The following is a 25,671-nucleotide window of genomic DNA, read 5'->3' on the forward strand; positions in this document are numbered from 1 at the left end:
AATTTAACTTTAAACGCTAAGGGAATTGTCAATGCCGGTGCTCACTCGTCAACAAATTCAAACCAATAAATCCAATCTCAGCAAACTCGCAGTTGTTAAAGGTTCAATTAATACCGATTTCTTAGCTAAGGACGAAGTCGTCCTTAAAATCGACTCATTTGGTTTTTCAGCGAATAATATTACCTATGCGTTATTTGGGGAAAAAATGGGGTATTGGGGCTTTTTTCCCGCTCAAGAGGGATTTGGTATTATGCCTATTTGGGGCTTTGCTACCATTGAATACTCTAATAATCCGGATCTTGTAGTCGGTGAAAAGGTATTTGGTTACTTGCCATTTGCTACTCATCTGGTGATTACGGCAGGTAAAATAACGGCCAATGATTTTTACGATGTTAGTCCTGTGCGTAAAAGTATTTCCAGCGTCTACGATCAGTATGTTCGTTGTAATGCCGACCCCGCCTACGATCCCAAAAAAGAGGACTGGCAACTCAATTTTCGACCATTGTTTATGACCTCTTTTGTGTTAGACGATTTTATTGGTGAAATTGCAACGCCAGACACAACCAATATAGTGTTAACTAGTGCTTCTAGTAAGACTGCCTATGGTGCAGCGTACCTGTTGAAAAAGCATTGTAAGAGTCGAGGGCTGAATTATAACGTTGTTGGCCTGACATCTAAGCACAACAAGGCTTTTACCCAGAAGACTGCCTGTTATGATCAGGTATTAGACTACCAAGCATTTTCTACATTAGATAAAAGTGATAAGACAATCGTATTGGATTTCTCTGGCAATAAACCCTTATTACTGGATCTTCAGGCACATTTAAGTGCGAGTTTACAAAAGATGATCTATATCGGCGTAACGGATGTTGAATCTCAAGCAAAATCATACGCTGGCGAATTGCAAGGAGAGTTCTTTTTTGCTCCCACTCAAGTTAACAAACGCATGCAAGAGTGGGGAGGTAAGGGGTTTATGCAGCGCTACGCCGTTGCATGGGGCGGATTTTCCCAGCATATGGAATCACTATTAGGCACCACTAATATTAAAGGTATTGATGCCATTCAAAGGATATATTTAGATGGTCTAAGTGGTCAGTTCGATACTAGCCAAATGTATGTTTTGCAATTTTAACGACTTTTTGAACGATTTAGCATGGCCTGGATTGTAGCTATACCTGTTTTCAATCATGCTATCGAATTTGATTGAAACGATTGTTTTTATTGCTATATGCTTATGCGATGAATTCAGTCGATTGACATCTAACCTGTGAGGGTCGAAATGGTTCAAAGTAACAGTAAATCTGAAATTGATAATATCGTTAGTTGGGCCAAAATAGCAGGGGGCTTGTGGCGCAAAAAGCGGTTCGTTTTAATCAGTTTTGTGATGATTTTTCACGTGCCTACGAGCCTTGCAAGCGGTGCCGCCGATTGGATATTAATAGATAACTTTGAAGCAGCCAACAGTTTAGATAAGTGGACAAAGGCAGATACTAAAAACGACACATCTCCAAAGGTTCACAATCCACAAATTAGTGAGCGCAGAAAAGAAGTCTTAGGGCATTCTGAGAATGTTTATTTAATTAAAAAGCCTGCAGCAGAGGGGGTGGTAGGAAATCGCAAAGCATTAACTTATGCAGCTCTTCCCACAAGTGTCGACGTTGGGGAAATATACACATTTTATACCCGGATCAATGTGGAGTCTTTCCCTAATAATCATGCTTTTGGTATTAGCAATATGAGCCCAAAGGATATTGAGTTAAACGACTACAATGCGTTTGAAGCGACTTTGAGAGTAACCGATAAAACAGAGTCAAATGGCCTTAAAAATACTGGTGTGTTAATGGTTAAGACTAAAGATGGCTACGCTAACATCCAAAATAATCAAACAGGACAAGATGCACAGCCTCTTGTACCTGGTCAGTGGTACGAAATATGGTATGTGGTGGATAACCGCAAAACCAACCATGGTGGTCAAACGTACGATGTGTATGTGAAGGGGGGAAGTGAGTTCCCTGAACAACAAAAAGTCTATTCCCATGCCACTTTTAGAATGCAACGGGAACAGCCTCTCACGCATTTTTTAATGAATTGCAATACTGGGCCTAAAAAGCAACCTTATGGAAATGGAGGTCTGAAATACGATGATTTGTATATGAGTGAAGGGCTAAATCTAAAATCACCGCTGAAGTAATTCATTCTGGGCTTTTTCACCGAAGATGTTTTTTTGGGGGAAAGTCAATAAAATAGGTCTATTCAGTGCTTTGTTTATCATTCTAAGGTAAGCGGTATTTGGCAACCCACTCCGTAATTTCATCATAGTCGTAAAGCCGTTTTCCTTGTCTAGTAAACTGATTCAGGGTTATTTCATCTGGAAAACTAAAGTACTGCCCCCTCGACAAATCCATACTTCGCGTTTTCAAGGCTTCACCTCGGATTAATTGGTTGACGGCACAGACTATGGTATCTACACCTTGTGGGTATAGGCTCAATACGTTGTAAAGATAAGAGTGCTGGTAATCCACATCTTGCTGAGAGTTAGCGATGACTTTTCCGGCATCAATCTTACTTGAGTCGATAAAATGTAAGGTGGTGCCAATTTTCTTTTGATTGTTTAACATCGCCCAAAATGTCGCCATCACCCCTCTAAAATTCGGTAATTCACCAGAATGAAGGTTTATTACGCCTAGTTTAGGCATACGAATAATAGGCTCTTGCAGAATTTGACCAAATCGAATTGAGATGATCAACTCGGGTTCTTGTTTAACGATGTCTTGATATCCACAGGAGCTATTAATGTTTTGAATATCTTTAACCGCTATTCCTTGAGCTGCTATTTGCTGAAAGCTTTTAAAATGTAACCCGGAGAGTGCTGGTGGATTGGCAAAATTGGCTACTTCTTGATGAGTATCAATAAGTGGAAAAACTATTTGATTAAATAACGTTTGCTCTATAAACCCCAAAGTTTTCAAGGGTTCTGGTAAATTCTCTGATTTACCTACTTTTGCAGATAGAAAAATAACAAAGTCGTGTTCTGGCATCTGTTGAAGTAACAAATTAATTGCCATATTGCTGGCTAAATCACGATTAGCAAGAATAGTTATCCGCACTTTTAACAACTCCAGCTAAGGTTTATTGGTATTTTCTCGCACCGTTGATGAGCGTTTTTTTTCATTTGAATGAGATGGATGAACCTCATCTTCAGGTTTTGCTTCGGTTTTTTCGAATGTCATTTTAGCACTCATTTTCAATAATAAAATATTTCCCACTACCAAACCCAATGCAATCAACAAGGTTACAATTAGCCAGATATTCATTGCACAATTCCATTTAATGTATAACGCTCAAAAAGCTCATTCAGATGGGTTAATATTGTTTGTTTTCCACCGATATTTACACTGGCTAATTGCTTGCTGAGTTCACTCAAGTGAAGTTGTTTTATAATTGATTTTGAGATAGGGGAATAACTCAAATGCCAAGCTTCAGGAGCAACTCCACCATTATAAAATTTGTACGGACGATAAAAGCCGAACTTGTCGGCATTATCTTCTAACCAGCAATGCAATGGATAACAAGGGCCTGATTTTTCATATTCAGCACTTATCAATTGCAAAGACTGTCCGCTGGCCTCAACCGCTTTTTTATCAAATACGTCTAAGTCGGTGCCCCAGTGGTGACGACTTGCACCAGGCAGGGCAGACCAGGTCATAATGGCATGAATTTTTTCTAATTCAGTCAACTCTGAGGTATCTAACGGTTGGCTATGGATATCATTGATGGGTAATACCCCTGACCATTTTTTTTGCCAAATAGCTAATTGACGATCGAAACTACGGAAACTGCTAGCCAATTGAATATCTATATTGTCTTGTTGAGCAGCTAACTGCATAGCTTCAAACGCGGTTTTGGCCGCTGCTACTAAACCGTGGTGTTGATTAAATGGCTGGATGTGGCAATCATTTAGACCCATCCAGCAAGATGCAGGCATTTTCGTTGTCGACATTAGAGCAGCAGTCGACACAATATATCGTGATATATATCGGTGAGTATTTCTAAATCAGCAGACTTCACTTTTTCATCTATTTTATGAATAGTTGCGTTTACTGGTCCCAGTTCTATCACCTGAGCTCCTGTTGGCGCAATAAACCGACCATCTGAGGTACCTCCGGCAGTGGATAACTCAGTTTCCTTTCCTGTTACTGATTTAATTGCTTGTTGTGTTGCCTCAACTAATGGTCCTTCATCTGTTAAGAAAGGTTGTCCGTTAAATGTCCATTTAATATCATAATCCAAACCATGACGGTCAAGAACTTCATAAACTCTTTCGATTAACTGTTTGTCAGTGACTTCGGTTGAAAATCGAAAATTGAAACAGACATGAAGCTCACCAGGTATTACATTTCCAGCTCCTGTGCCTCCATTAATATTGGATACTTGGAAGCTGGTGGGAGGGAAATATCGGTTGCCATCGTCCCAGTGAGTTTTGGCTAATTCAGCCAGAGCTGGTGAAGCAACATGAATAGGGTTTTTGGCTAAGTGCGGGTAGGCCACATGGCCTTGAATCCCTTTCACAATTAAATCGCCGGTAAGTGATCCTCGTCTACCATTTTTTACCACATCGCCTACCACTTCAGTGCTAGAAGGTTCACCCACTAAACACCAGTCAATTTTCTCATTGCGAGCTTCTAAGGTATCAATCACCTTAGTTGTACCATTAATAAATGGTCCTTCCTCGTCACTGGTGATCAGAAATGCAATGTCACCTTTGTGGTTAGGGTGGGCAGTAACAAACCTGTGGGTTGCCACTAACATGGCTGCCAAGCTTCCTTTCATATCCGCAGCGCCACGACCGTGCAGGTACTCGCCAACGTGGGTGGCTTCAAAAGGCGGGGTTTGCCATTTTTCAGCGGGGCCAGATGGGACAACATCTGTGTGCCCGGCGAAACAAAATAGTGGACCTTGCTTGCCTTTCCTTGCCCACATATTCGTCGTGTCTTCAAATACCATTGATTCTATATCGAACCCTAAGGGGGCTAAAATATCAGCCATTAACTGCTGACAACCGGCATCTTCAGGGGTAACAGATTGACGGTTGATCAGTTCTTTAGTCAGAGCAATTGAGTCCATCATTAGTTAAAAACCACCTCATAATCTGCCGGTTTAAAACCTAAAATATAGTTGTCGTTATGAATTAAAACAGGACGTTTTATCATCGCAGGAGATGCCAGCATTAACTCAATGGCTTTTTCACTGTTTAAATCTTGTTTTTGTTCATCTGGTAATTGACGAAAAGTGGTTCCACGCTGATTTAACAATTTTTGCCAACCTAACTGAGATTCTGTTTTCTCTAGCCACTCACGGTCTAATCCGTCAACACGATAATCGTGGAAGGTGTATTCTATTTGGTTTTCTTCTAGCCATTTTTTAGCTTTTTTAATGGTATCGCAATTTTTGATGCCGAACATTTGAGTCATAAAAAGAGTTCTTGTTTGTTAATTTTTAAATGAAAAATAAATGCATATTATTAATAAGGTAAATAATATCATTGCTGCATAAATGATGTTTTACCAACCCTGAAAGTTTAGATCAACACAGAAAATATATGATCTTCACATGCAGTCACCTTTCGAGGATTAATCAGTAGTCCTTTTACTTTATCACTATTGAGAAGGGTTATGTAAAATGCGTTGTCGTTTAAAGCTAGTTTCAACTTTCTAGCGTCGAAATCTAATATAGGTTGCCCCAATGCCAGTTTTTGACCCACTGTCACTTTACGTTTAAAGCCATCCCCATTTAGCTTTTGCGCCTCCCAACCGCAGTGGATTTGCAGTTTTAATCCATGCCTGTCTTTTATACGGATACGATGTGCCGTTTCACTGATGTCTAAAACAATCCCATCAAAAGGCGCTAAGATTTGAAAACCGATAGGGTTTATAACAGCACCTTCACCAAATAATCGTTGTTTAAAAATAAGGGGGTTGGCAGTATCAAGCATATTCATATTGCCACTTACGGGGCTCAAAATATCAATTTTATGTTTAAATTCTGGAAGGTTTTTAGCGTCTAATAACTGATTGAAAAGGCGCATTATAATACTAGTTCGCCGTAGTTTTTCATGGATCCAAGAGGCGCATTTTCGCTAGCTTGATACTTGAAAAGAAAATAATCTGATTTAAAACCAGAAACAGCCAATATTCTAATGTTCACTTTGACCAATATAGTATTAATTTGCACTTCTATAGCCGCTATCATCTTATACATAAGCATTTTAAATTCTCGATTTCAAACCTGCGTGTTTGGCGAAAGGTTAAGGATGGTAAAAGTGTCAGGCTGAGCTACTAATGTCTGATTAACCATTTTTTTCCTTTAAAAGCGCTTTTTTATTGTGCTTTAGCTATGCTGTAAGTCAAGTGTTACTAACAAAGTATCTTATTAAAATGTTATCCACTGTTTCTGTGGATAACCTTGTTGAGGAAACTTTATATGTCACTTAACTAGTTGAAATGTAAGGTGTATATTTGGTTGTCCAGAAATCCACCAAGAACTGATTTTGGCTAAAATTAAAGCGTTTTATTATTAGAGGACTAAATTATGTCAACAGCACCAATTGGCTCGGTTGTTTGGACGGACCTTACTGTTAAAAATGCAGACGATGTGAAAGCGTTTTATGCACAAGTCATAGGCTGGCAAGCAAACCCAGTTAGCATGGGGGATTATGATGATTATAGTATGCAGTTGCCCAGCAATAACCAGGATGTTGTAGGTATTTGCCATGCAAAGGGAGATAACGCGGGGTTGCCTGCGCAGTGGTTGTTGTATTTTAAAGTGGCAAACTTAGACGAATCAATTGCTCAAACCGAGGCGGGAGGTGGAAAGTTATTATCTAAAATTAAGCATTATGGTTCACAAAGCCGCTATATCATTATTCAAGATCCCGCTGGGGCGGTGTGTGCCTTGTTTGAAGAAAACACCTAATTGACGGGGTTGTTGATAACTATTAAAAACTAAAATACTTCAGATACTTGCAAATAGCCCCTTGATTGTTACATTAAACTTATCCTATTCAACCGGTTAAAAGTTAGTGCAAGTACTTGATTTATATGCAGGTCCAACTGCTTTGAAGGAAATTCAGCAGCATGGATTGAAACAACAGATGTTCGATTACATGCTGGGGGCTTCTGGGGGCCCAAAGTGGTTCGTGTTAGCAGGCTTAGATAGATATGTCTTCTCTACTTTTTTTGCTAAGCGTACAACGCCATTGCAGATTATAGGTTCATCAGCTGGGGCTTTTCGCTTTGCGTGTTTTGCCCAAAAAGACCCTTTAGCTGCGATCAATCGCTTAGCTGAACGCTATTCACGCACAGAGTACAGCGACAAACCCAGCGCGAAAGAGATCACACTATCTGGTTTAGAATTATTAGATTATGTATTAGGGGACAATGGTGTTGAGGAAATTATCCAAAATCCCATTATTAAAGCGCATTTCATTGTTGCGCGTTGCAAAGGGCTGACTCAATTCGAAGCCAAACCCTTGCAATTGACCGGTCTGTTGGCGAGTGCCGGCGCTAACGCGGTGCAAAGGCGGTTTTTACAACGATTTTATGAGCGTTATGTTTTTGCTTCACCCACGAGTGAATTACAAATATCGGATCCGAATAAGATGCCAACTCGTTATGTCCCTTTGTCAAAGCACAATTTGGCTCAGGCACTGATGGCCTCAGGTTCAATTCCCCTAGTGATCGAGGGCGTACAGAATATAAATGGTGCACCGAAAGGGATGTATCGAGATGGTGGTATAATTGATTACCATTTTGATCTAAATCTGGGACCCCATGATGGATTGATATTTTATCCACATTTTTACTCAAAGCCGATCCCTGGCTGGTTTGATAAATCATTAAAGCGTCGACTACCCCACAAAAGTAGCTATGACAAAGTGGTAATGGCTGTCCCATCTGATGAGTTTATCGCTTCATTGCCTTATCAGAAAATACCAGACAGAAAAGACTTTGAAACAATGCCAGCGCAACAACGCATAGGATATTGGCAAACGGTGATTGAGCAAAGTGATAGGTTAGGGGAGGCGTTTGCCAATCTTACTCAAGATAATGATGTGGCAAATAGGATCAAACCCTTTGCGTTTTGACTACTTATGGCGAAAAATCACGCATACGAGCAAACAAAGCTGAAAAACTCCTTGAAGATAACAATAAGCATCGTTATTATACGCGCCGCTTGAGACATTCGTGTTAAGCCTCAAATATACAGTGCGTCCGTAGCTCAGTTGGTTAGAGCACTACCTTGACATGGTAGGGGTCGGTAGTTCGAGTCTACTCGGACGCACCATTTTCTTAGATTATCCTGAAAGTACATCTTTATCTACATAGTATATATTTTGCTAGAAAGTCTGTGAAACTGCTGGAAACGTACTCTGGGGTGACATTCTACTAATTCCCAGTGGTATAACTGCAAAGGATGATTGTCATTTTAGATCCCCAATACTTACTTATAAGCACGCTCTACATATTGTTGCCTAAGTAAACATTATCGCGTTGTTAAAAAATACAGAGGGGGTGAGCAATTTATAAATCTAGGAAGAGGTACCCACTCGCTGTTTTGAATGATTGTTTGAAAAATCAGTTTCGACGAATGGGATGCCCCTATTAATGCAGAAAAGTTTATACTGTTGTTTATCTAACTCCCGCCGCTTTCGGACCGTCGTACTCGTATGTAAACCAGTCTACGTCAATATAGCCTGCGTCTTCTTTCTCGTTCCATGAGAAAAAGCCTAGCCTGTCTCCTGTCCACTTACCGAATGCAATGGTAAAAGTTGGTCCAAATGAGGTGAAACTTTCACCATCAAAGCTATATTCGTAAGTTGCCTTGTTAATTGTGTTTGATGTCCTAACATACAAATCGTGACTATTTATTTCGGGCCCAAGTGTTTTTTCGCCCATGGGGTTCATATAAAATAAATGTTTCTTGCCATCAGAATTCATCTCTACACCTAATAAGTTGAACACGCCACCGTAACGCACAAATCCAGCTAACTGATGGGGTGCCATACCTGAAAGATCTAGCTTAGCAACAGCCGTTCCTGTGGTAATACCCATTATGCGTTGACTTAACGTGTTAGATGCTCGCCAAAAATCTGAATCTGAGCCGTCATTATTGGTCCATTCATTTATGTTTGGACCGAAGCCTTTTTGATTGGGCAATACTTGACTTGCTTTTAAACGTAACCAGCCCGGTCTTTCTGAGAGAGACCAATGGGAATTTCTAGGATTATGGTTCCATTCCCACTGCAGCCCCAGTGTTGTTGAAGAGAAATCATCACTAGAATTTGGCGCACTTATTGGGTAGCCATTGATTGGCTTTTTATAACGTTTTACTGGTTCACCTATTCCATCATTGTCTTCATCTATTCCAATAATTGGCCATCCGTCAACCCATGTCACCGGTTCTAAATTTTGAGGACGACCTTGAAAAGGAATGTCATCGTTTTGGATTAACTGATGCATGTACCACCAAGACTCATCGGGTGCTTGCATTAACGCGCCCTGACTCGCGCTTCTATCACCAAATGCAGTACCTTTCTCGAGAACAGTACGCACCTCGTAAGGACCATATATACTTTCTTTAGAACGCAGAACAATCTGTTTTCTATCATTTTTAGGGTTTTTAACACCAGGTTTGGTGGATTTATCTCCCATGGTCCATTGCGCTAAAAATATATACCAAGTACCGTCAATCTTATAAATTTTAGCTGCTTCTGCGCCCATTCCTGTATAAACCAATTTACCTTCGTCTAGTATTTTGGTGCCATCCCAACTCATTTCATAAATACGGTTTTCATTCCCTTCGATTTTATTTTCAGGGCTTTTTTGCTTACCGCCCGTATTGACAATGACATACGCCTTATGGGTTTCTTTGTCCCAAAAAACGGCTGGGTCGTCCAATACTTCAGACTTAGGAAGCATCATGATCGGCTCACTCCATGGACCTTTAATATCTTTTGCCGTTGTCACCATTAAGCCGTGTTGATAATCAATTTGATAAATGTACCAAGTGCCTTCGTGATAGGCTATATCACCCGCCCAAACTCCAAATGAATAGCCATTCATTCTGTCCCAGTTATATTCTGGAGCCCAAGATAAGCTAGCAAAACCATGACTAACATTGCTCCAATTTACCATATCTTTTGATTCTAAAATTGGCATGCCTGGTGACATGTGTTGTTTCGATGTGATCATGTAGTAGGTGTCACCTACCTGCTCTATATCTGAGTCGGGATAATCTGCATTAAGTATAGGGTTGATATAAGTCCCATCGCCTTGGTCTCCCCAACTCCCCGTTTTGGCAGGTTCTATTTGCGTTAATTTGTCTTCTGATTGGGTGGGGGATTGGGTACTACAACTTACAATTGCAAAGAGTAAACTACCCAACCCAATTTGTTTTGACTTATCTAACGTTGAAATCATCATTTCTCATTTTCCAAAATTTAAAATCTTATCAAAATCACATTTGTTCACATCTGATTGGTAGCGCAATGCTAAAAGCTCAATTTGGAGTAGACAGTCATAATTAAATAGAAGCTCTAGCCAGCTTTAAACCATGCGAATGTGTGTTTCAAATCGACAGTTTTGTTGAATAACATCTTCGAATACTTTAAATCACTGTTATATAAATGTAAACATAATAAGTCATTTATGGTCATTTAATGACTAATGTTTTTTATATGGATGATTTTAGATGTGGGTTCATGAACTAAATGCAGCCATTTTGTATGGCCACCAATATATTTATACACCTTTAACCTAATTAATATTCTCTATTATTGATTAGTAACAAGCCTATACTAGTTTATAAAAATGATAGGTTCAGATGATGGTTGTTTTTAATATTTTGTTTAAAAACAACTTGTTATTAATTTTTTGTGTTTTTGCATCAAAGAGAGAACTGCGAAATGAGATTTCTCTGGTGGGGAGTGTGGTAAGGAGCTTTACAAATAGTTAACACTCTTGATCTAACTGTTAATAAACTATAAACTGCTCAGTCATATTAGGTCAAAATATGTCTATTTGTTGCTTTTGAAGTCAATGTTACTAACAGAGTCGATTGAATAGTCATTTCCCTTAAAAAGCAGGTTTGACATTTAAAATCCATGGGTTAAAAGAGGAATATTAGGTGACACAAAATAATGAAAACATACTGCTAATAATATTGATTAGTTGTGTTGCTACCATTGGCGGTTTTCTTTTTGGATTTGATAGTGGCGTAATAAATGGCACTGTTGATGGTCTACAAGATGCGTTTAATTCTAACAGTGCAGGAACTGGTTTTAACGTATCAAGTATGTTGATCGGCTGTGCTATTGGTGCTTTTTCCGCCGGTAGATTGGCTGACAAGTTTGGACGACGCCCGTTGTTAATTACCGCAGCTATATTTTTTATCATTAGTGCCTGGGGATCAGGCATTTCCAATGCCTCTTTTGAGTTTGTGATTTACCGTGTTTTAGGAGGTTTGGCAGTCGGTGCTGCCTCGGTGTTAGCTCCTGCCTACATAAGTGAAATAGCACCAGCCAGGTTCCGTGGAGCCCTAACTACCGTGCAACAATTTTCGATTCTATTTGGTTTGTTTTCCGCATTTGTGAGCAACTATTATCTAGCAGATTTTGCTGGCGCATCAACAGCAGAGTTCTGGTTAGGGCATCAAGCGTGGCGCTGGATGTTTTGGATGGAGTTAATTCCAGCAAGTCTTTTTTTGGGCGCATTAATGTTCATACCTGAAAGCCCTCGTTATCTGGTCATCAGCAACAACAACGAGCGTGCCGCTAAGGTTATAGGCAATTTGTATGGTGCGCAAAGTGTAAATGGAAAAGTGAAAGAAATTGAAGAGTCTTTGGTTGGTGATCACCATAAACCTAAATTATCCGATGTGGTGGATAAAAGTACAGGTAAAATTCGTCCCATTATTTGGGTTGGAATAGGCTTGGCAACGTTCCAACAATTGGTTGGTATTAATGTCGTTTTCTACTACGGAGCAGTGCTTTGGCAAGCCGCCGGTTTTTCGGAATCTGATGCATTGATGATTAATGTGATTAGTGGTGCCGTGAGTATTGCTGCGGTTATTATCACAATATATTTTATTGACCGAATTGGTCGCAAACCACTTTTACTAATAGGTTCATTTGGCATGGTCGTTACATTGGCCACCATGGTTTATGCCTTTGCTAACGCCGGTGTCGACGATCAAGGTACTTTTTCTTTAGGGGAACAAGGCATCATCGCATTAATTGCTGCAAATGCTTACGTGTTTTTCTTTAATCTATCTTGGGGACCTGTTATGTGGGTAATGTTAGGTGAAATGTTCCCTAATCAGATCCGTGGTTCAGGCTTAGCTATTGCAGGTTTTGCCCAATGGATTGCCAACTTTTTGATCACTTGGACCTTTCCAATCATCCTGAGTGGAATAGGACTGGCTGGTGCTTATGGATTCTATACGCTGGGTGCAATTTTTTCGGTCGTCTTTATTTATAAGTTTGTGAGTGAAACTAAAGGTAAAGAGTTGGAAGAGATGGAGATGTAGATGCACCAACGAGCAAATAATAATGAGGTCGTTAACTTAAATACAAGCATAGTTTATTCAAGTTGGAGTTTAGTTAAGTGAGCAGACCTTTGACTCTCCATCCTGACGTCTTTTTTTCAAGTAATACATTTGAACGCGACATAGCTAGACGTCTATATCGAAAAGTTTCTCATTTACCAATTATTAGTCCTCATGGACACACTGATCCTCGCTGGTTTGCGCAAAATAAGCCCTTTGCAAATCCCAGCGAATTGCTAATTCAACCCGATCACTATATATATCGGATGTTATATAGCCAAGGCATTAGTTTAGACGCTTTGGGAATTCCCAAAAATAAACAGTCAGGGAAAATGGCAGACCCAGAACAAGTGTGGAAAATATTTGCTGAAAATTTTCACCTGTTCAGAGGTACGCCGTCTTATTACTGGCTAAATTATGTATTTGTGAACACCTTTGGTATAGATATAAAACTAAATGGGAAAACGGCTGAACATTATTACCAGATAATCAACGATAAATTGACCACTGATGCATTTTTACCTCGTGCACTATTTGAAAAATACAATATTGAAGTGTTAGCTACCACTGAGTGCCCAACGGATAACTTACAATATCATCAACAAATTAAAGATTCGGGATGGTCAGGGAAAGTGATTACAGCATTTCGACCGGATGCGGTGATTGACGCTGAACATGAATCATTTCTACATAAACTAAACCGTCTGAGTGAAATCAGTGGATTGGATTGCTTACATTACCCAGATTACATTGAAGCACTTTCTCAGCGCCGGACTTTCTTTAAGAAAATGGGGGCAACGTCGACCGACCATGGACACCCAACCGCTAACACCGCGGATATAAGTGATACTCAAGCAAATAGGCTGTTTAATAGATTAACACATGGAACTGTTCAAGCCGACGACGCTGAATTGTTCCGTTCACATATGCTTTTTAAAATGGCTGAAATGTCCATCGATGATGGACTAGTGATGCAAATTCATCCAGGTTGTTATCGCAATCATAATAAACACGTTTTTAATTGTTTTGGCCGTGATAAAGGGGCAGATTTACCTAACGCAACTCACTACACAACGGGCTTGAAACCTTTGCTGGATAAATATGGAAACGATCCGCGGTTAAACCTAATTTTATTTACTCTAGATGAGACTAACTATAGCAGAGAGTTAGGGCCATTGGCTGGTCACTATCCTTGTTTAAAGCTCGGGCCACCTTGGTGGTTTCACGACAGTCCAGAAGGTATGAGTCGTTTCAGGCGCGCTACGACAGAAGTGGCTGGCTTCTACAACACTGTCGGTTTTAATGACGATACCCGTGCATTTTTGTCCATACCCGCACGTCATGATCTTTCTCGAAGAATGGATTGTGCGTACCTTGCTGAACTCGTAGCAAAACATCAAATTGATGAGTATGAAGCGCTGCAACTTGCAACCGATCTAAGTTACAACTTAATTAAATCGAGTTACAAATTATAGGTCTTCTAGCCTAAATTATCACCGCAAACTAGTAGACGCTAATTCTACTAAGCAAGCCGAGGGACAAGTTTAAATTGATACAACTTGTTATTAGTATGGATTTCGACAGATGCGGTCGTGAATTATGTGGTGTCTAATATTCGCGATGCTGAAAAACACCTAAAAAGTAATAATCAAGCGTTTGCAATCAAATTGTATCGTGAGTGGTCAACTTACCAAATCCAAAATTCATTTAGCTGTTTAATTTAATCCCTTAGTCTAGGATTTTAAGAAAGTTTGCACGGCTAAATAGTTGTTTTATTTCAAAATAATATAGTTAAATCAATGTCTTATTTTGGTGTATGTGAATGTTGTTTTAAATGATGCTTAATTGTTGAGTGAAAATGATTGAATTTGCTTGACTGTGTTTCACAAAGATGTAAAATTATATTAACAACTTTGACCTAAGTGCAATTAAAGCATCAATCACCGGAGTTAAACAAAAGATGGCAAGTAAAAAGAGTGAATTTAAACACGTTAATTATAGTTGGGACGACGAGGTCGCTGACAAATTATCGCCTATTGAGAACTTAGTATACCGTTCTAATATATTGGGAGCGGATCAACGCATTACTAACACTGGCGGCGGTAATACATCTGCAAAATTAATGGAAACAGACCCCTTAACTGGCGAGCAGGTTGAAGTCTTGTGGGTTAAAGGTTCTGGTGGTGATTTGAGAACTGCGAAAGTAGAGAATTTTTCTTCTTTATACCAAGGAAAATTGAATGCGCTGGACGCAACCTATCAAGCTCGTGAAGACAAAGGATATAAAAAGGCCGGTGAGGATGCCATGATTGGTATGTATAAGCATTGTAACTTTTGCTTAAACCCACGAGCATCGTCGATTGATACCCCTTTGCACTCAATGATTGCCGACAAGCACGTTGATCATTTACATCCAAATGCTGTGATCGCCATTGCTTCTTGTATAGATCAAGAAGCCCTAACTGAAAAAGTCTGGGGTGGTAAGATGGCTTATGTACCTTGGATGAGACCTGGTTGGGAAGCAGCTAAAGTATGTGAAGAAGCCTATGCCGCAAAGCCAGATAGTGTCGGTATTTTATTAGGCCAACATGGTCATACGAACTGGGAATCAGAAAGTAAAAGCTGTTACGAAACTTCGTTGTGGGTAATTGAAACAGCCGCACGTTATATCGAAGAGCACGACAAAGGAGAACAAACCTTTGGTGGTGCAAAAGTTGAAAGTTTATCGGAACAAGACCGTACAAAATTACTCGCTAAATTCTTACCCGTAGCACGTGGTGTTTTATCGAATAAAGTAAAATTTATTGCAACTGTGCAATCAGATGAGACCGCTTTACGATTTGTAAACAGTGTTGATGCGCCGCGTTTAGCAAAATTAGGAACCTCATGTCCTGACCATTTTCTACGGACAAAAATCCAGCCTCTTTATGTAGATTATAATCCTGAAACAGATGACTTTGATACGCTTGTTGAAAAGTTAAATGAAGGTATCGAACAATATCGTATTGACTACGCAGAATACTACAATAAATGTAAGCGCGAAGACTCTCCAGCCATGCGCGATCCTAGCCCGACGGTTATTTTGATTCCTGGTGTTGGTATTATCGGTTGGGGAAAAAACAAATCTGAGTCTCGTGTTACCACTGAGTTTTATAATTGCGCAATAGAAGTTATGCGCGGTGCAGAAGCAATTAGTGAATACACAGCATTACCACAACAAGAAGCATTCGATATTGAATATTGGGCTTTGGAAGAAGCAAAATTACAGCGTATGCCAAAAGAAGCACCTTTAGCGCGCAACGTTGTTGTAGTGATTGGTGCAGGCGATGGCATAGGTAAAGAAACTGCATTTAGAGTGGCTAAAGAAGGCGCTCACGTAGTATGTGCCGATTTACGCTTTGAAGCAGCCCAAAAAACCGCCGATGAACTTAGCGAAATTTATGGTCAGGGTATTGGTGTCGCCGGTACAGGAATTTCGGGTTGCGGTCCAGCTATTGCCCAAGAAGTCAACATCACAGATCGTGAAAGTGTTCAAAAAATGTTTGAACAAGTGACCTTAGCTTATGGCGGAATTGACAACGTTATTGTGACTGCAGGCGTATTTTTAGCGCCAGGGCAACCGGGCATGAGCAATGACCAAATGTTTGATGTAAGTTTTGCCGTAAATGTGAAAGGTGGTTACATAGTGGGTACAGAGGCCAATGCAATTTGGAAAGCCCAAGGGCTACCGGGTTCTTTGGTATTAACCACCAGCGTCAATGCTGCTGTTGCTAAGAAAGGGTCACTTGCTTACGACACGTCAAAAGCCGCTGCTAACCATTTAGTCCGCGAGCTGGCGGTAGAATTATCTCCTTTAGTGAACGTAAATGGTTTAGCACCGGCAACGGTAGTTAAGGGCAGTACCATGTTCCCACGTGACAGGGTTCTTGCTTCACTAAGCAAATATAATGTTGAATTTTCTGAGACCGATTCAGACGATGAACTTCGCGATAAATTAGCGAATTTCTATGCGCAACGCACCTTAACTAAACAGCCAATTACGCCAGCTGATCAAGCAGAAGCGGCTTATCTTTTAATTTCAGGACAGCTTAGTAAAACAACTGGCCAAATAATTAGTGTAGACGGTGGTTTACACGAAGCGTTCTTACGCTAAGTTAGAGACGAATTAGGAATTATTATGACTCAACGTATCGATAAAGGGCTTATTGCAGAAGAAAATGCAAAACTAGAAGCTAATTTACAAGAAGACTATCAGGCGCTAGAAAATAAATTAGCTCGTGATGGTATCAATATTGAAGACATTACAAACAAAGCACAAAAGTTTCAAATTGCCGTTCCCTCTTGGGGAACGGGTACCGGTGGAACTCGTTTTGCACGTTTTCCTGGTGAAGGCGAGCCACGTAATATTTGGGAAAAATTAGAAGATAGTGCTGTTATCAATGATTTGTCTCAGTGCACTGAACGTGTATCTCCCCATTTCCCTTGGGATAAAGTCGATGATTTTTCTGAGCTTAAGCAAAGATCTGACGAATTAGGCTTAAAGTGGGATTCCATCAATTCAAATACTTTTCAAGACCAAGCAGGTCAAGAGCATAGCTTTAAGTATGGTAGCTTAAGCAATACCAGCGAAGCGTCTCGTGATTTGGCCATTCAACACAACCTTGATTGTATTGAATGGGGTAAGGCTTTGGGGTCAAAAACATTGACAGTATGGGTCGGGGACGGCTCTAATCATCCGGGCCAACAACATTTTCAACATGCCTTTGAACGCTATTTAGAAAGCATGAAGAAAATTTATGCAGGATTGCCGTCAGACTGGGAATTACACATTGAACACAAAATGTTTGAGCCAGCATTTTACTCAACTATTATTCAAGATTGGGGGAGTAATATTTTGGCTGCTATGGAGTTGGGGCCTCAGGCTAAGTCTTTAGTAGACTTGGGCCACCATGCACCAAACGTCAATATTGAAATGATAGTGTCACGCTTAATTCAATTTAAAAAATTAGGTGGATTCCATTTCAATGATTCTAAATACGGAGATGACGATTTAGATAGCGGCAGTTTACACCCTTATCAGCAATTCTTGATTTTTAATGAGCTGGTGGATGCTGAATACCGTAACCAAGATGGTTTCGGACCTAACTACATGCTAGATCAGTCTCACAACGTAACAGATCCCATTGAAAGTCTTATGAATTCAGCGGCAAGTGTACAACGCTCTTATGTTGCAGCATTGATAGTGGATCGCGAGAAATTGACAGAATATCAAACTAGTAACGATGCAATCATGTGTAGCAATACACTTAAAAAAGCATTTACTACAGACGTTTCACCTATTTTAGAAATGGCACGTTTACGTAATGGGGGAGCAATCGATCCTATTAGCGTTTACCGTAAATCAGGTTACCGTCAACAAGCTGGCGTTGAACGTCCAAATAGCGGTGGCAGTGGTTCAGGTATCGTTTAAATAATTAGTTTAGGCTAGAAGTTAAGCAGCAATGAAACCCCAGTTTCTTTGCTGCTTTTAATTATAAGAATAAGAAATAGTAATATCGATTATTTTGTTCTGTGATGACAAATTGTCGATATATCGGAGGCAAGATGTCGACAGCAGAAGAATTTGAATCAAAACCGGTAACGCCCAAACAATTACAGGGCCCTAAGACCTTTGCAGCAAGCTATGCTGGAGAGCATGTCGCGGGAACTGAGTTTGTAATTGGTGCTTTATTTGTTGCATGGGGGGTTGGAGCGGCCGATGTATTGGTTGGTTTGTTATTTGGTAATTTATTGGCGGTATTAACATGGGGTTTAATCACTGCGCCAATTGCCACTGACACTCGATTGACTCTATACGCTTACTTAGAAAAGATCGCAGGACCAGGAACCATTAAATTATACAGTGTGGTAAATGGGATCCTCTTCTGTGTGCTCGCCGGGGCCATGATCACTGTTTCCGCTTCAGCAGTGAGAATATTATTTGGAATTGACGACCAAGTAGGCTATTTTCCGTCCGATATGCGTTTTGTGCTAGTGGTGTTAGGCGTTGGTGCTGTGGTTGTTTATATGGCCGTTAAGGGCTTTAAAAAATTAGCTGCATTCGCCGAAGTTTGTGCACCATGGATGATACTCATGTTTTTTGTTGGTGCTCTTGTGATGATGCCGACAACAATAGCCGCTACAGCAGGAGTGGATAGTATTAATAGCTTCGGTGATTTTTTAAAGGTTGCCAGTGAATCTATTTGGCAAGACACCGAAGGTGAAATTGGAATTTTGCATGTAATAGCATTTGCGTGGGTGGCTAATCTAGCCATGCACGGAAGTTTAGGTGATATGACATTGCTACGTTTTGCAAAGAGCCCTAAGTATGGCTATTTCTCTGCACTAGGTATGTTTATCGGTCATTATATGGCATGGGTTTGTGCCGGTATTATGGGCGCGGGTGCGGCCATCATACTTAAAACGAGTATTACGGCCATTGATCCAGGTTCGGTCGCTTATACTGCATTAGGCGCATCGGGAATATTAGCGGTGATTATTGCCGGTTGGACGACTTCTAACCCAACTATCTACCGTGCTGGATTAGCGTTTAGTTCGTTAAATCACACCTGGGGACGGAGCAAGGTGACTATTGTTGTGGGTATCATTACGACTATTATTGCATGCTCACCTTTTGTATTTTCTGGTTTGTTAGGCTTTGTTGGCTATATGGGGTTACTGTTAGCGCCGGTTGGAGCGATTATTGTAACCGAACACTGGATATTTCCTAAAATTGGTCTTACTCGCTATTGGTCTTCCTATAAAGGTAATACGACAAATGTCGCTGCATTTTCAACATGGATTGTTTCTATGATTGTTGGTATTGCTATAGAGCAAGCTGGTTTACTACATTTATTCTTCATTTTAGTGCCCTTATGGATATTCTCTACCGTGATGTATATCGTACTTGCATCTTCAATGGGGGCAAAAGAAAGTTATGAAGAAGCAGAAATTGCCGAAAAAGCTGAATTAGAACGTAAAGCTGCAGAAGTAGCCTATTTAGCCTCTGAAACGCGTAAGGTCGATACATTAGAGAATACGTCCATTGTCATTAAGTTAGCTAAATATATTTCTTGGGCAGCGCTTGTAGCTTGCTTGTACATGGGAATTATGTCTTACATTAATCAAGATATAGAAACTGTAACTAACTGGCTAATTGTACCGACTTTAATTTATTTTGTGACGGCAACTTATGCTTATTTAGCAAAAGATAGCCAATAAAAATCAATAGATTTTAGACCATCAAAATTTGATGCATGTATTAGCGTAAAATGACGCTTGGCAATATCTTGGCTAAGCGTTTTTTTACGGTAACAGCGGAATGCTCTTTTAGGATCCCATGGGTACTTGGTGACTGGAGCCTACATATTTGAGGAATAAAAAATGAAATCGTTGTTCACTATTGGATTGGGACTGATTCTACTAGCAAGTTGCGCAAGCACTAGCCAACCCAAGACTGAAAATTTATTGGATCCTGAATTGTCTAAATTTACCAATATATACGATTATGGCAGTGCCCGCATGGTTGATGAAATGTTAGAGTTGTCGTCTACGGCTAATTGGTTTTACGTGACGAAAAAAACATACAAAGACTTTATTCTCGAAGGCGAAATTTTAATGCCTGACGTAAAAGAATACAGTAATTCTGGTTTTATGTTCCGCGGTCAAGCTAAGCCAAAAGGAAGTGGATTTGAAGCGGAAGGTTTGCAGGCTGAAGTCGATCCAAGTAAACGCAAGTGGAGCGGGGGAATTTTTCATCAAGCAGGTCGAAAGTGGCTACATCCCGTGCATCCAACTCGTTCTGAACTTGACGACGATTTTAAACACAACTATTTATCAGAATGGACCGAAGAAATGGCAAATGCCTATAAACATTTGCAATGGAATAAGTATCGAATAGAAGCCATTGGCAGCGATATTAAAGTGTTCGTAAATGGCGTAATGACAGCGCATATTAGTGATACTAAACATTCAGAAGGGTTCATAGGGTTGCAGCATCATGGCAGTAAGAAACTGGTCGAAAGTGGAGACACTGACAACCTTGTGTATTTTCGCAATCTTATGATTACAGAGCTGTAAGCAAGGACCCTTGATTAATCGTCATCAACTATATAAACCTTACCTTGGGTCAACTTGACGAGTAAATCTTGCCATTCAGATACATCCCAATTGCGATTTGAAGCCATAAAAATGGCTTTCTCTAAATTACTTATTACTTGAGTATAATCGCGATTTTCGCGGTCTTTATGAGACAATGCCAATAGATAGAAATATTCTGGGTTAGTATGCTGGTTGGCTGCAATTTTGGTTAATAAATCTATTGCGCCCTCAACATCATGAAGGGATTCATCGTTAGCCGTTAATTTTAACTCAGCGGCTTTTAAGGCAGCTGGCACATGATTTTTTTCAACCGCAGACTCAAACCAAAATAAAGCTTTTTTTTCGTCGTATTCAACCCAAGGGCTGGTTGTAAGTAGTTTACCAAGTCTATATTCTGCACGCGCTAGGCCATAGCTGCTAGCAATACCAATCCACTTAATTGCCTCTTGTAAATCCTTTTGTTCTCGCAATAACATATAGCCATATTCAAACATGGCGCCAGGGTGACCTTGTTTAGCTAAGGATAACAGGCGGCTCGAGACTTCACCTTGTTGTTGCTCAAGCCACGGAAAGTTCTGAAGGGTCATAGCGAACAAGTATTGGTCATTTAAGCTTGTTGCCTTTTTTAGTTTTTTATAATTACGATATATACTGGCATATAAGGCTTTATCTTGTTCTATTAACGTAAATTTATTGTATACCGCGGCCCCCATGTATACACGATGCACAAACTCGACTGGTTGGGATTGAAATGACGGTTTTAATGTGGGGAATAGTGTATATTCACTTAGCAATGCTTGCGACGTTCCCACTCTTTGAACTTCAGTAATATTGCGTTTAGAACCGTCAATGGCAATATCATGATCAACAATTAAATAAGGTGTCTTGGGCTTGGATATGAGAGTGTAAAAATCATCTGATTCGTCTTCTCCAAATTCATCAGTAAATTGGCCTGCGACATTTTCTTCAAATATTTCTTCATAAGCGTCTGCAAAGTATTGGCTATCTAATCGAATTTCTCCCTCAAAGGTAATTTTATTGGCTACCTTTTCTTGTTGAATAATGGGAAAGTACGTTTGCAAGATAAGCGCTTTTCGTTTTGCTGTAGAATTGTTGTTTAGTACTTTTTCAATTGTTTGTCTTTGCTCATCATTTAATTTAGCCAACATATTAGCCAAGGTGATTTTTCCTGCTTCCGAACCAAAATCTGCTGCCATTGAAATGTATATAAGAGCATTGAGTGGGTCTTTTTTAACGCCTAAACCTTTTTGGTACATATTGCCTAGTTGATAAAAGGCATGTGGGTTACCAACTTTAGTGGCCTCAATATAACCTTGTTTGGCGAGTTGATATTCTGCGTTAGTGTAATGTTTATCAGCTTTGAATATATCCGCAGCCATAATCGTTGACGACATTAGAAGGTATGAAACCGAGATGGACAAAAACTGTTTATTAAAATTCTTCATAACTAGTTAGATGTGAATTAATGTGATTTGATATGATTATATGTGAACATGAGTTAGATGGGTATAATTTACTTTTTATTTACATAAGTTATGTTTTTCAATGAAGAATTAAAGGCTATTTCAACTGATTTAAAGATATTGAACGATCAATTAGTCGTTTTTCGTTTTTAAAAGTAGTCGTTGCCGGTATTACAGGCTTTTTAAATCAAAGTACGTTGGATCGAAGTTTGTTTTTGCCCATTTCTGGTGAATGGTAGTTGTTCTTTTATTTTGGCGTAAACAGGTGAACTCACCAACACCTCTCTTTTACCTTACTTAATCCAGTGTATTGAGTATTAATTAGCATACTTCCTGCCTTTGTAATAACCCTAAGCATATGAAAATATTATTTTCATATGTAGTCAAAAAAAATCATAATAAGTCTTTTGGTGCTGGGTGTATTCAGGTACTATAAGGCAAAATTGTTATCAACTTGTACGCTAATTGTACTTTATTGTTACGAGTGATAGCTGTCATGATTATTACTGGACTAAGATTGGGAATAAAAATGAGAATGAAAAGTACAGGTCGTAAAGTGATGGGAGCGCTAGCCAGCGTATTGCTGAGTGTTAGCGCGGCGGCAACGAGTTATGCAGCAGAAAAGCCAAATATTATTTTTATTCTGACTGATGATCTGGGATTTAACCAAATTGGCGCTTATGGTAATACGCCAATTAAAACGCCTAATTTAGATAAAATGGCCAGCAACGGTATTCGTTTTGACCAAGCGTACGCAGGTAATACAGTTTGTTCTCCTTCTCGTGTTTCTCTATTTACTGGTCGTGACGGGCGCTTCATGAGTAACAATTCTAATACCGTAGAGTTGACGCACATGGATATCACACTTGCCCATGTCTTAAAATATGCTGATTATGATACTGCTTTATTTGGTAAATATTCCATAGGCCAGCAAATGGGAGTCACTGATCCTTTAGCAATGGGCTTTGATACTTGGTATGGCTTGTATTCAATATTAGAGGGACACAGACAGTATCCCCAAATAATGTGGCGTGACGGTAGAAAAATTCGCATCACCGAAAATGAAGGTGGTCGTAAAGGAGCTTACGCGCAAGAATTATTTACAGAAGAAGCTATCAATTACATTAAACAAGATCGCGAAAACCCGTTCTTTGTGATGCTAACGTTTTCGTCTCCTCATGCAGAATTAGCCGTCCCAGAAAAATACAGTAAACAGTATGATCTTACGGAAAAACCCTATAGCGGTATGAAGGGTGGGGTACCAGCAGACAAGTATGCAGCCTACTATCCAGAACCTGTTGATAAACCTAATGCAACTTTAGCAGGTATGGTTACGGCACTAGATGATTACGTGGGTCAAATAATGGCCGTATTAAAAGAGGAAGGGCAATTAGATAATACCTTAATTATTTTCACTTCTGATAATGGCCCCCACGATGAAGGCGGTGCTGATCCTGAATATTTTAAAGCAGCGGCGCCCTATAAAGGACAAAAACGTGATTTATACGATGGTGGCATTCACGTACCCATGTTGATTCAATGGCCTGACAAAATTAAAAAAAGCAGAGTTGACCAAACTCCTTGGTTGTTTGCTGATGTGTTACCTACCTTAGCGGATATTGCTGATGTGAATTTGAATATTGTTCCTCGCGTACGTACCAATGGCGTATCAATCGCTGGGTTATTAAATGATGCCCCTGAAAAGATGGACGAGCGTATTTTGTATTGGGAGTTTGCTAAGCAGGTTGGTGATCCAAATTCAGGGATAATCGGTGATACCTTTCAAGCTGCTCGGAAGGGTAATTGGAAAGCTGTACGCTATACCGTAGAAGGGGATATGCAATTATTTGACATCATAAAAGACCCGGATGAATCGAATAATTTAGCCACGCAGCATCCCAAAATAACCAAAGAATTTTATGATCTATTTGAAAAGTACAAAGGTTAATTTTCAGTAGTGTGCTGGCAACATTGTGTTATCGCAAAATATTTTTAAAAGGTTTCTTTATGTCAACTCGATTAAATAGCATATTCGTATCAGTATCGGCTGCACTTACTATTTCTGTGTCAGCTATGAACGACTTAAACGCGAAAGAGAATACTTGGCCACAAGACAATGTGGCATTCTGTTCAGCTGCTTTAGATAAAGCGGAAGAACAGTTAGATGATTTTCGCAAGGCGTATACAAACCCTCGAAAAATCCCCACATCTTACAGCGAAAATGAGGTCAAATTCACCAATCCTATGGGCTGGACGAGTGGCTTTGTAGCCGGCAGTTTTTGGTATATATATGAACATAATAAAGACGCTAGCTGGCTAGAAACAGCTAATAAATGGACCGATGCCTTAGAAAAAATGCAGTTCAACCGTAAGACCCATGATATTGGGTTTATCATGAACAATAGTTTTGGCAATGGATTGCGTTTAATAGGGGATAAATCTTTCGAACCTATCTTAATGAATTCAGCTAAAACCCTGATGGAACGGTATAACCCTAAAATTGGTGCCACTTACTCATGGAGTTGGGGGACGTGGGAGTTTCCAGTGATCATAGACAATATGATGAACTTGGAATTATTATTTAATGCTTCTTTAATCAGCGGCGATAAAACTTATTATGATGCCGCTGTTAGCCACGCTACAGTAACTATGAAGCATCATTTTAGGCCAGATCATAGTTCTTATCATTTAGTGAATTACAGTCGTGATACCGGCTTACCAATTGGCAAACAAACTTTTCAAGGTATTGCGGATGACTCGTCATGGTCTAGAGGACAAGCTTGGGGCGCTTATGGTTATACCACGGTCTATCGTTACACTAAGGATGAGAAGTTCTTAACCCATGCTAAGAATATCGTCAATTATGTGTTAAACCATAAAAATATGCCTGAGGATTTAGTGCCGTATTTTGATTACGACGCGCCTGATGATCCCTCTATCACTAACTATCGAGACTCTTCAGCAGCCTCTCTATTAGCCAGTGCGTTATTAGAATTATCAGGTTATGTGGATAAAAATGAAGCTTCACGCTATCAAGAGGCGGCAATGAAGATGTTACGCAGTTTGGCTTCACCAGCATACTTAGCTGATAAAGACGAAAATGGTCACTTTTTGTTGAAACAAGCAACGGGTAATTTTCCGAAAGATTTGGATTTAAACGCCTCTCTCAATTATGGCGATTACTACTATTTAGAGGCGCTAAATCGCTGTAAGACTCTTTAATTAATCGATATCGACATAACTTTAGACATTAAATCGCCCCGCGCTCTCGCTAACATTATAGCGAAGCGCGGGGTTTTTAGTTTTCGTTTATCCATAAGCTCGCAAATAATTTTGGTAGCACAGTCTATACGCTATAGTTGCCTATTACGCATTCTAACTTGTTTTAACTCGATGGATGCGGGCCCAAAGTAATCCAAGTGCTAACGTGCTTCATTCTCTCATA

At 39.8% G+C, this 25,671-nt stretch carries 20 protein-coding genes and 1 tRNA gene; 13 read left to right on the top strand and 8 right to left on the bottom strand.

The window, feature by feature from the left end:
- Positions 1 to 31: 31 nt before the first annotated feature.
- Both Q4574_RS08225 and Q4574_RS08230 read left to right on the top strand, forming a co-directional pair.
- Positions 32 to 1,132: a DUF2855 family protein gene (locus tag Q4574_RS08225; RefSeq protein WP_303473431.1), complete on the top strand. Its 1,101-nt coding sequence runs from the start codon at positions 32 to 34 to the stop codon at positions 1,130 to 1,132.
- 252 nt (positions 1,133 to 1,384) lie between these two features.
- Entirely contained in the window at positions 1,385 to 2,191 is an 807-nt protein-coding gene (locus tag Q4574_RS08230; protein ID WP_303473793.1) for a hypothetical protein, read from the top strand.
- An 82-nt stretch (positions 2,192 to 2,273) separates the two neighbouring features.
- Here the strand turns inward: Q4574_RS08230 and Q4574_RS08235 are convergent, their stop codons facing one another.
- From Q4574_RS08235 to Q4574_RS08260, 6 genes are all read right to left on the bottom strand, one after another.
- Positions 2,274 to 3,107 (bottom strand): formyltransferase family protein, encoded by an 834-nt coding sequence (locus Q4574_RS08235; protein ID WP_303473433.1) that lies wholly within the window; start codon positions 3,105 to 3,107, stop codon positions 2,274 to 2,276.
- 15 nt (positions 3,108 to 3,122) lie between these two features.
- A complete protein-coding gene (locus Q4574_RS08240) occupies positions 3,123 to 3,314 on the bottom strand; it encodes a DUF2897 family protein (protein ID WP_303473435.1) in 192 nt (63 codons plus the stop codon).
- Positions 3,311 to 4,000, bottom strand: a complete 690-nt coding sequence (locus Q4574_RS08245) for a M15 family metallopeptidase (RefSeq protein WP_303473437.1) — start codon at positions 3,998 to 4,000, stop codon at positions 3,311 to 3,313. The genes Q4574_RS08240 and Q4574_RS08245 overlap by 4 nt, the downstream gene beginning before the upstream one ends.
- A complete protein-coding gene (gene dapE, locus Q4574_RS08250) occupies positions 4,000 to 5,127 on the bottom strand; it encodes a succinyl-diaminopimelate desuccinylase (protein ID WP_303473440.1) in 1,128 nt (375 codons plus the stop codon). The genes Q4574_RS08245 and dapE overlap by 1 nt, the downstream gene beginning before the upstream one ends.
- Positions 5,127 to 5,471, bottom strand: coding sequence for an ArsC family reductase (locus Q4574_RS08255; RefSeq protein WP_303473442.1), 345 nt, complete (start codon positions 5,469 to 5,471; stop codon positions 5,127 to 5,129). The genes dapE and Q4574_RS08255 overlap by 1 nt, the downstream gene beginning before the upstream one ends.
- 107 nt (positions 5,472 to 5,578) lie before the next feature.
- A complete protein-coding gene (locus Q4574_RS08260; protein ID WP_303473444.1) occupies positions 5,579 to 6,085 on the bottom strand; it encodes a PTS glucose transporter subunit IIA in 507 nt (168 codons plus the stop codon).
- A gap of 503 nt (positions 6,086 to 6,588) precedes the next feature.
- On the opposite strand from Q4574_RS08260, the gene Q4574_RS08265 reads away from it, so the two are divergent.
- The 3 genes from Q4574_RS08265 to Q4574_RS08275 all read left to right on the top strand — a co-directional run bounded on the left by Q4574_RS08265 (position 6,589) and on the right by Q4574_RS08275 (position 8,343).
- Complete coding sequence (locus Q4574_RS08265; protein WP_303473446.1) at positions 6,589 to 6,972, top strand: VOC family protein; 384 nt, start codon at positions 6,589 to 6,591, stop codon at positions 6,970 to 6,972.
- Between the two features lie 106 nt (positions 6,973 to 7,078).
- Complete coding sequence (locus Q4574_RS08270; RefSeq protein ID WP_303473448.1) at positions 7,079 to 8,143, top strand: patatin-like phospholipase family protein; 1,065 nt, start codon at positions 7,079 to 7,081, stop codon at positions 8,141 to 8,143.
- A 123-nt stretch (positions 8,144 to 8,266) separates the two neighbouring features.
- Positions 8,267 to 8,343, top strand: a tRNA-Val gene (locus Q4574_RS08275).
- A 344-nt stretch (positions 8,344 to 8,687) separates the two neighbouring features.
- Here the strand turns inward: Q4574_RS08275 and Q4574_RS08280 are convergent.
- A complete protein-coding gene (locus tag Q4574_RS08280) occupies positions 8,688 to 10,481 on the bottom strand; it encodes a glycoside hydrolase 43 family protein (RefSeq protein WP_303473451.1) in 1,794 nt (597 codons plus the stop codon).
- Between the two features lie 703 nt (positions 10,482 to 11,184).
- Here Q4574_RS08280 and Q4574_RS08285 point away from each other — a divergent pair.
- From Q4574_RS08285 to Q4574_RS08310, 6 genes are all read left to right on the top strand, one after another.
- Positions 11,185 to 12,585, top strand: a complete 1,401-nt coding sequence (locus Q4574_RS08285) for a sugar porter family MFS transporter (protein WP_303473453.1) — start codon at positions 11,185 to 11,187, stop codon at positions 12,583 to 12,585.
- Positions 12,586 to 12,662: 77 nt separating this feature from the next.
- Positions 12,663 to 14,078, top strand: a complete 1,416-nt coding sequence (uxaC, locus tag Q4574_RS08290) for a glucuronate isomerase (RefSeq protein WP_303473455.1) — start codon at positions 12,663 to 12,665, stop codon at positions 14,076 to 14,078.
- Positions 14,079 to 14,563: 485 nt separating this feature from the next.
- Positions 14,564 to 16,756, top strand: coding sequence for a bifunctional rhamnulose-1-phosphate aldolase/short-chain dehydrogenase (locus Q4574_RS08295; protein WP_303473458.1), 2,193 nt, complete (start codon positions 14,564 to 14,566; stop codon positions 16,754 to 16,756).
- A 24-nt stretch (positions 16,757 to 16,780) separates the two neighbouring features.
- Positions 16,781 to 18,073 carry an L-rhamnose catabolism isomerase gene (gene rhaI / locus Q4574_RS08300; protein WP_303473460.1) on the top strand — a complete coding sequence of 431 codons (1,293 nt, stop codon included), beginning with the start codon at positions 16,781 to 16,783 and terminating at the stop codon, positions 18,071 to 18,073.
- A gap of 134 nt (positions 18,074 to 18,207) precedes the next feature.
- Positions 18,208 to 19,863 (top strand): nucleoside transporter, encoded by a 1,656-nt coding sequence (locus tag Q4574_RS08305; protein WP_303473462.1) that lies wholly within the window; start codon positions 18,208 to 18,210, stop codon positions 19,861 to 19,863.
- A gap of 162 nt (positions 19,864 to 20,025) precedes the next feature.
- Positions 20,026 to 20,721, top strand: a complete 696-nt coding sequence (locus Q4574_RS08310) for a DUF1080 domain-containing protein (protein WP_303473463.1) — start codon at positions 20,026 to 20,028, stop codon at positions 20,719 to 20,721.
- 14 nt (positions 20,722 to 20,735) lie between these two features.
- Here the strand turns inward: Q4574_RS08310 and Q4574_RS08315 are convergent, their stop codons facing one another.
- Positions 20,736 to 22,157, bottom strand: coding sequence for an SEL1-like repeat protein (locus tag Q4574_RS08315; RefSeq protein ID WP_303473465.1), 1,422 nt, complete (start codon positions 22,155 to 22,157; stop codon positions 20,736 to 20,738).
- 598 nt (positions 22,158 to 22,755) lie between these two features.
- On the opposite strand from Q4574_RS08315, the gene Q4574_RS08320 reads away from it, so the two are divergent.
- Positions 22,756 to 24,174 carry a sulfatase-like hydrolase/transferase gene (locus Q4574_RS08320; protein ID WP_303473467.1) on the top strand — a complete coding sequence of 473 codons (1,419 nt, stop codon included), beginning with the start codon at positions 22,756 to 22,758 and terminating at the stop codon, positions 24,172 to 24,174.
- 59 nt (positions 24,175 to 24,233) lie between these two features.
- A complete protein-coding gene (locus tag Q4574_RS08325) occupies positions 24,234 to 25,448 on the top strand; it encodes a glycoside hydrolase family 88 protein (RefSeq protein ID WP_303473469.1) in 1,215 nt (404 codons plus the stop codon).
- Positions 25,449 to 25,671 lie beyond the last annotated feature (223 nt).

The sequence above is a fragment of the Aliiglaciecola sp. 3_MG-2023 genome, from assembly GCF_030548205.1.
Taxonomy (GTDB): Bacteria; Pseudomonadota; Gammaproteobacteria; order Enterobacterales; family Alteromonadaceae; genus Aliiglaciecola.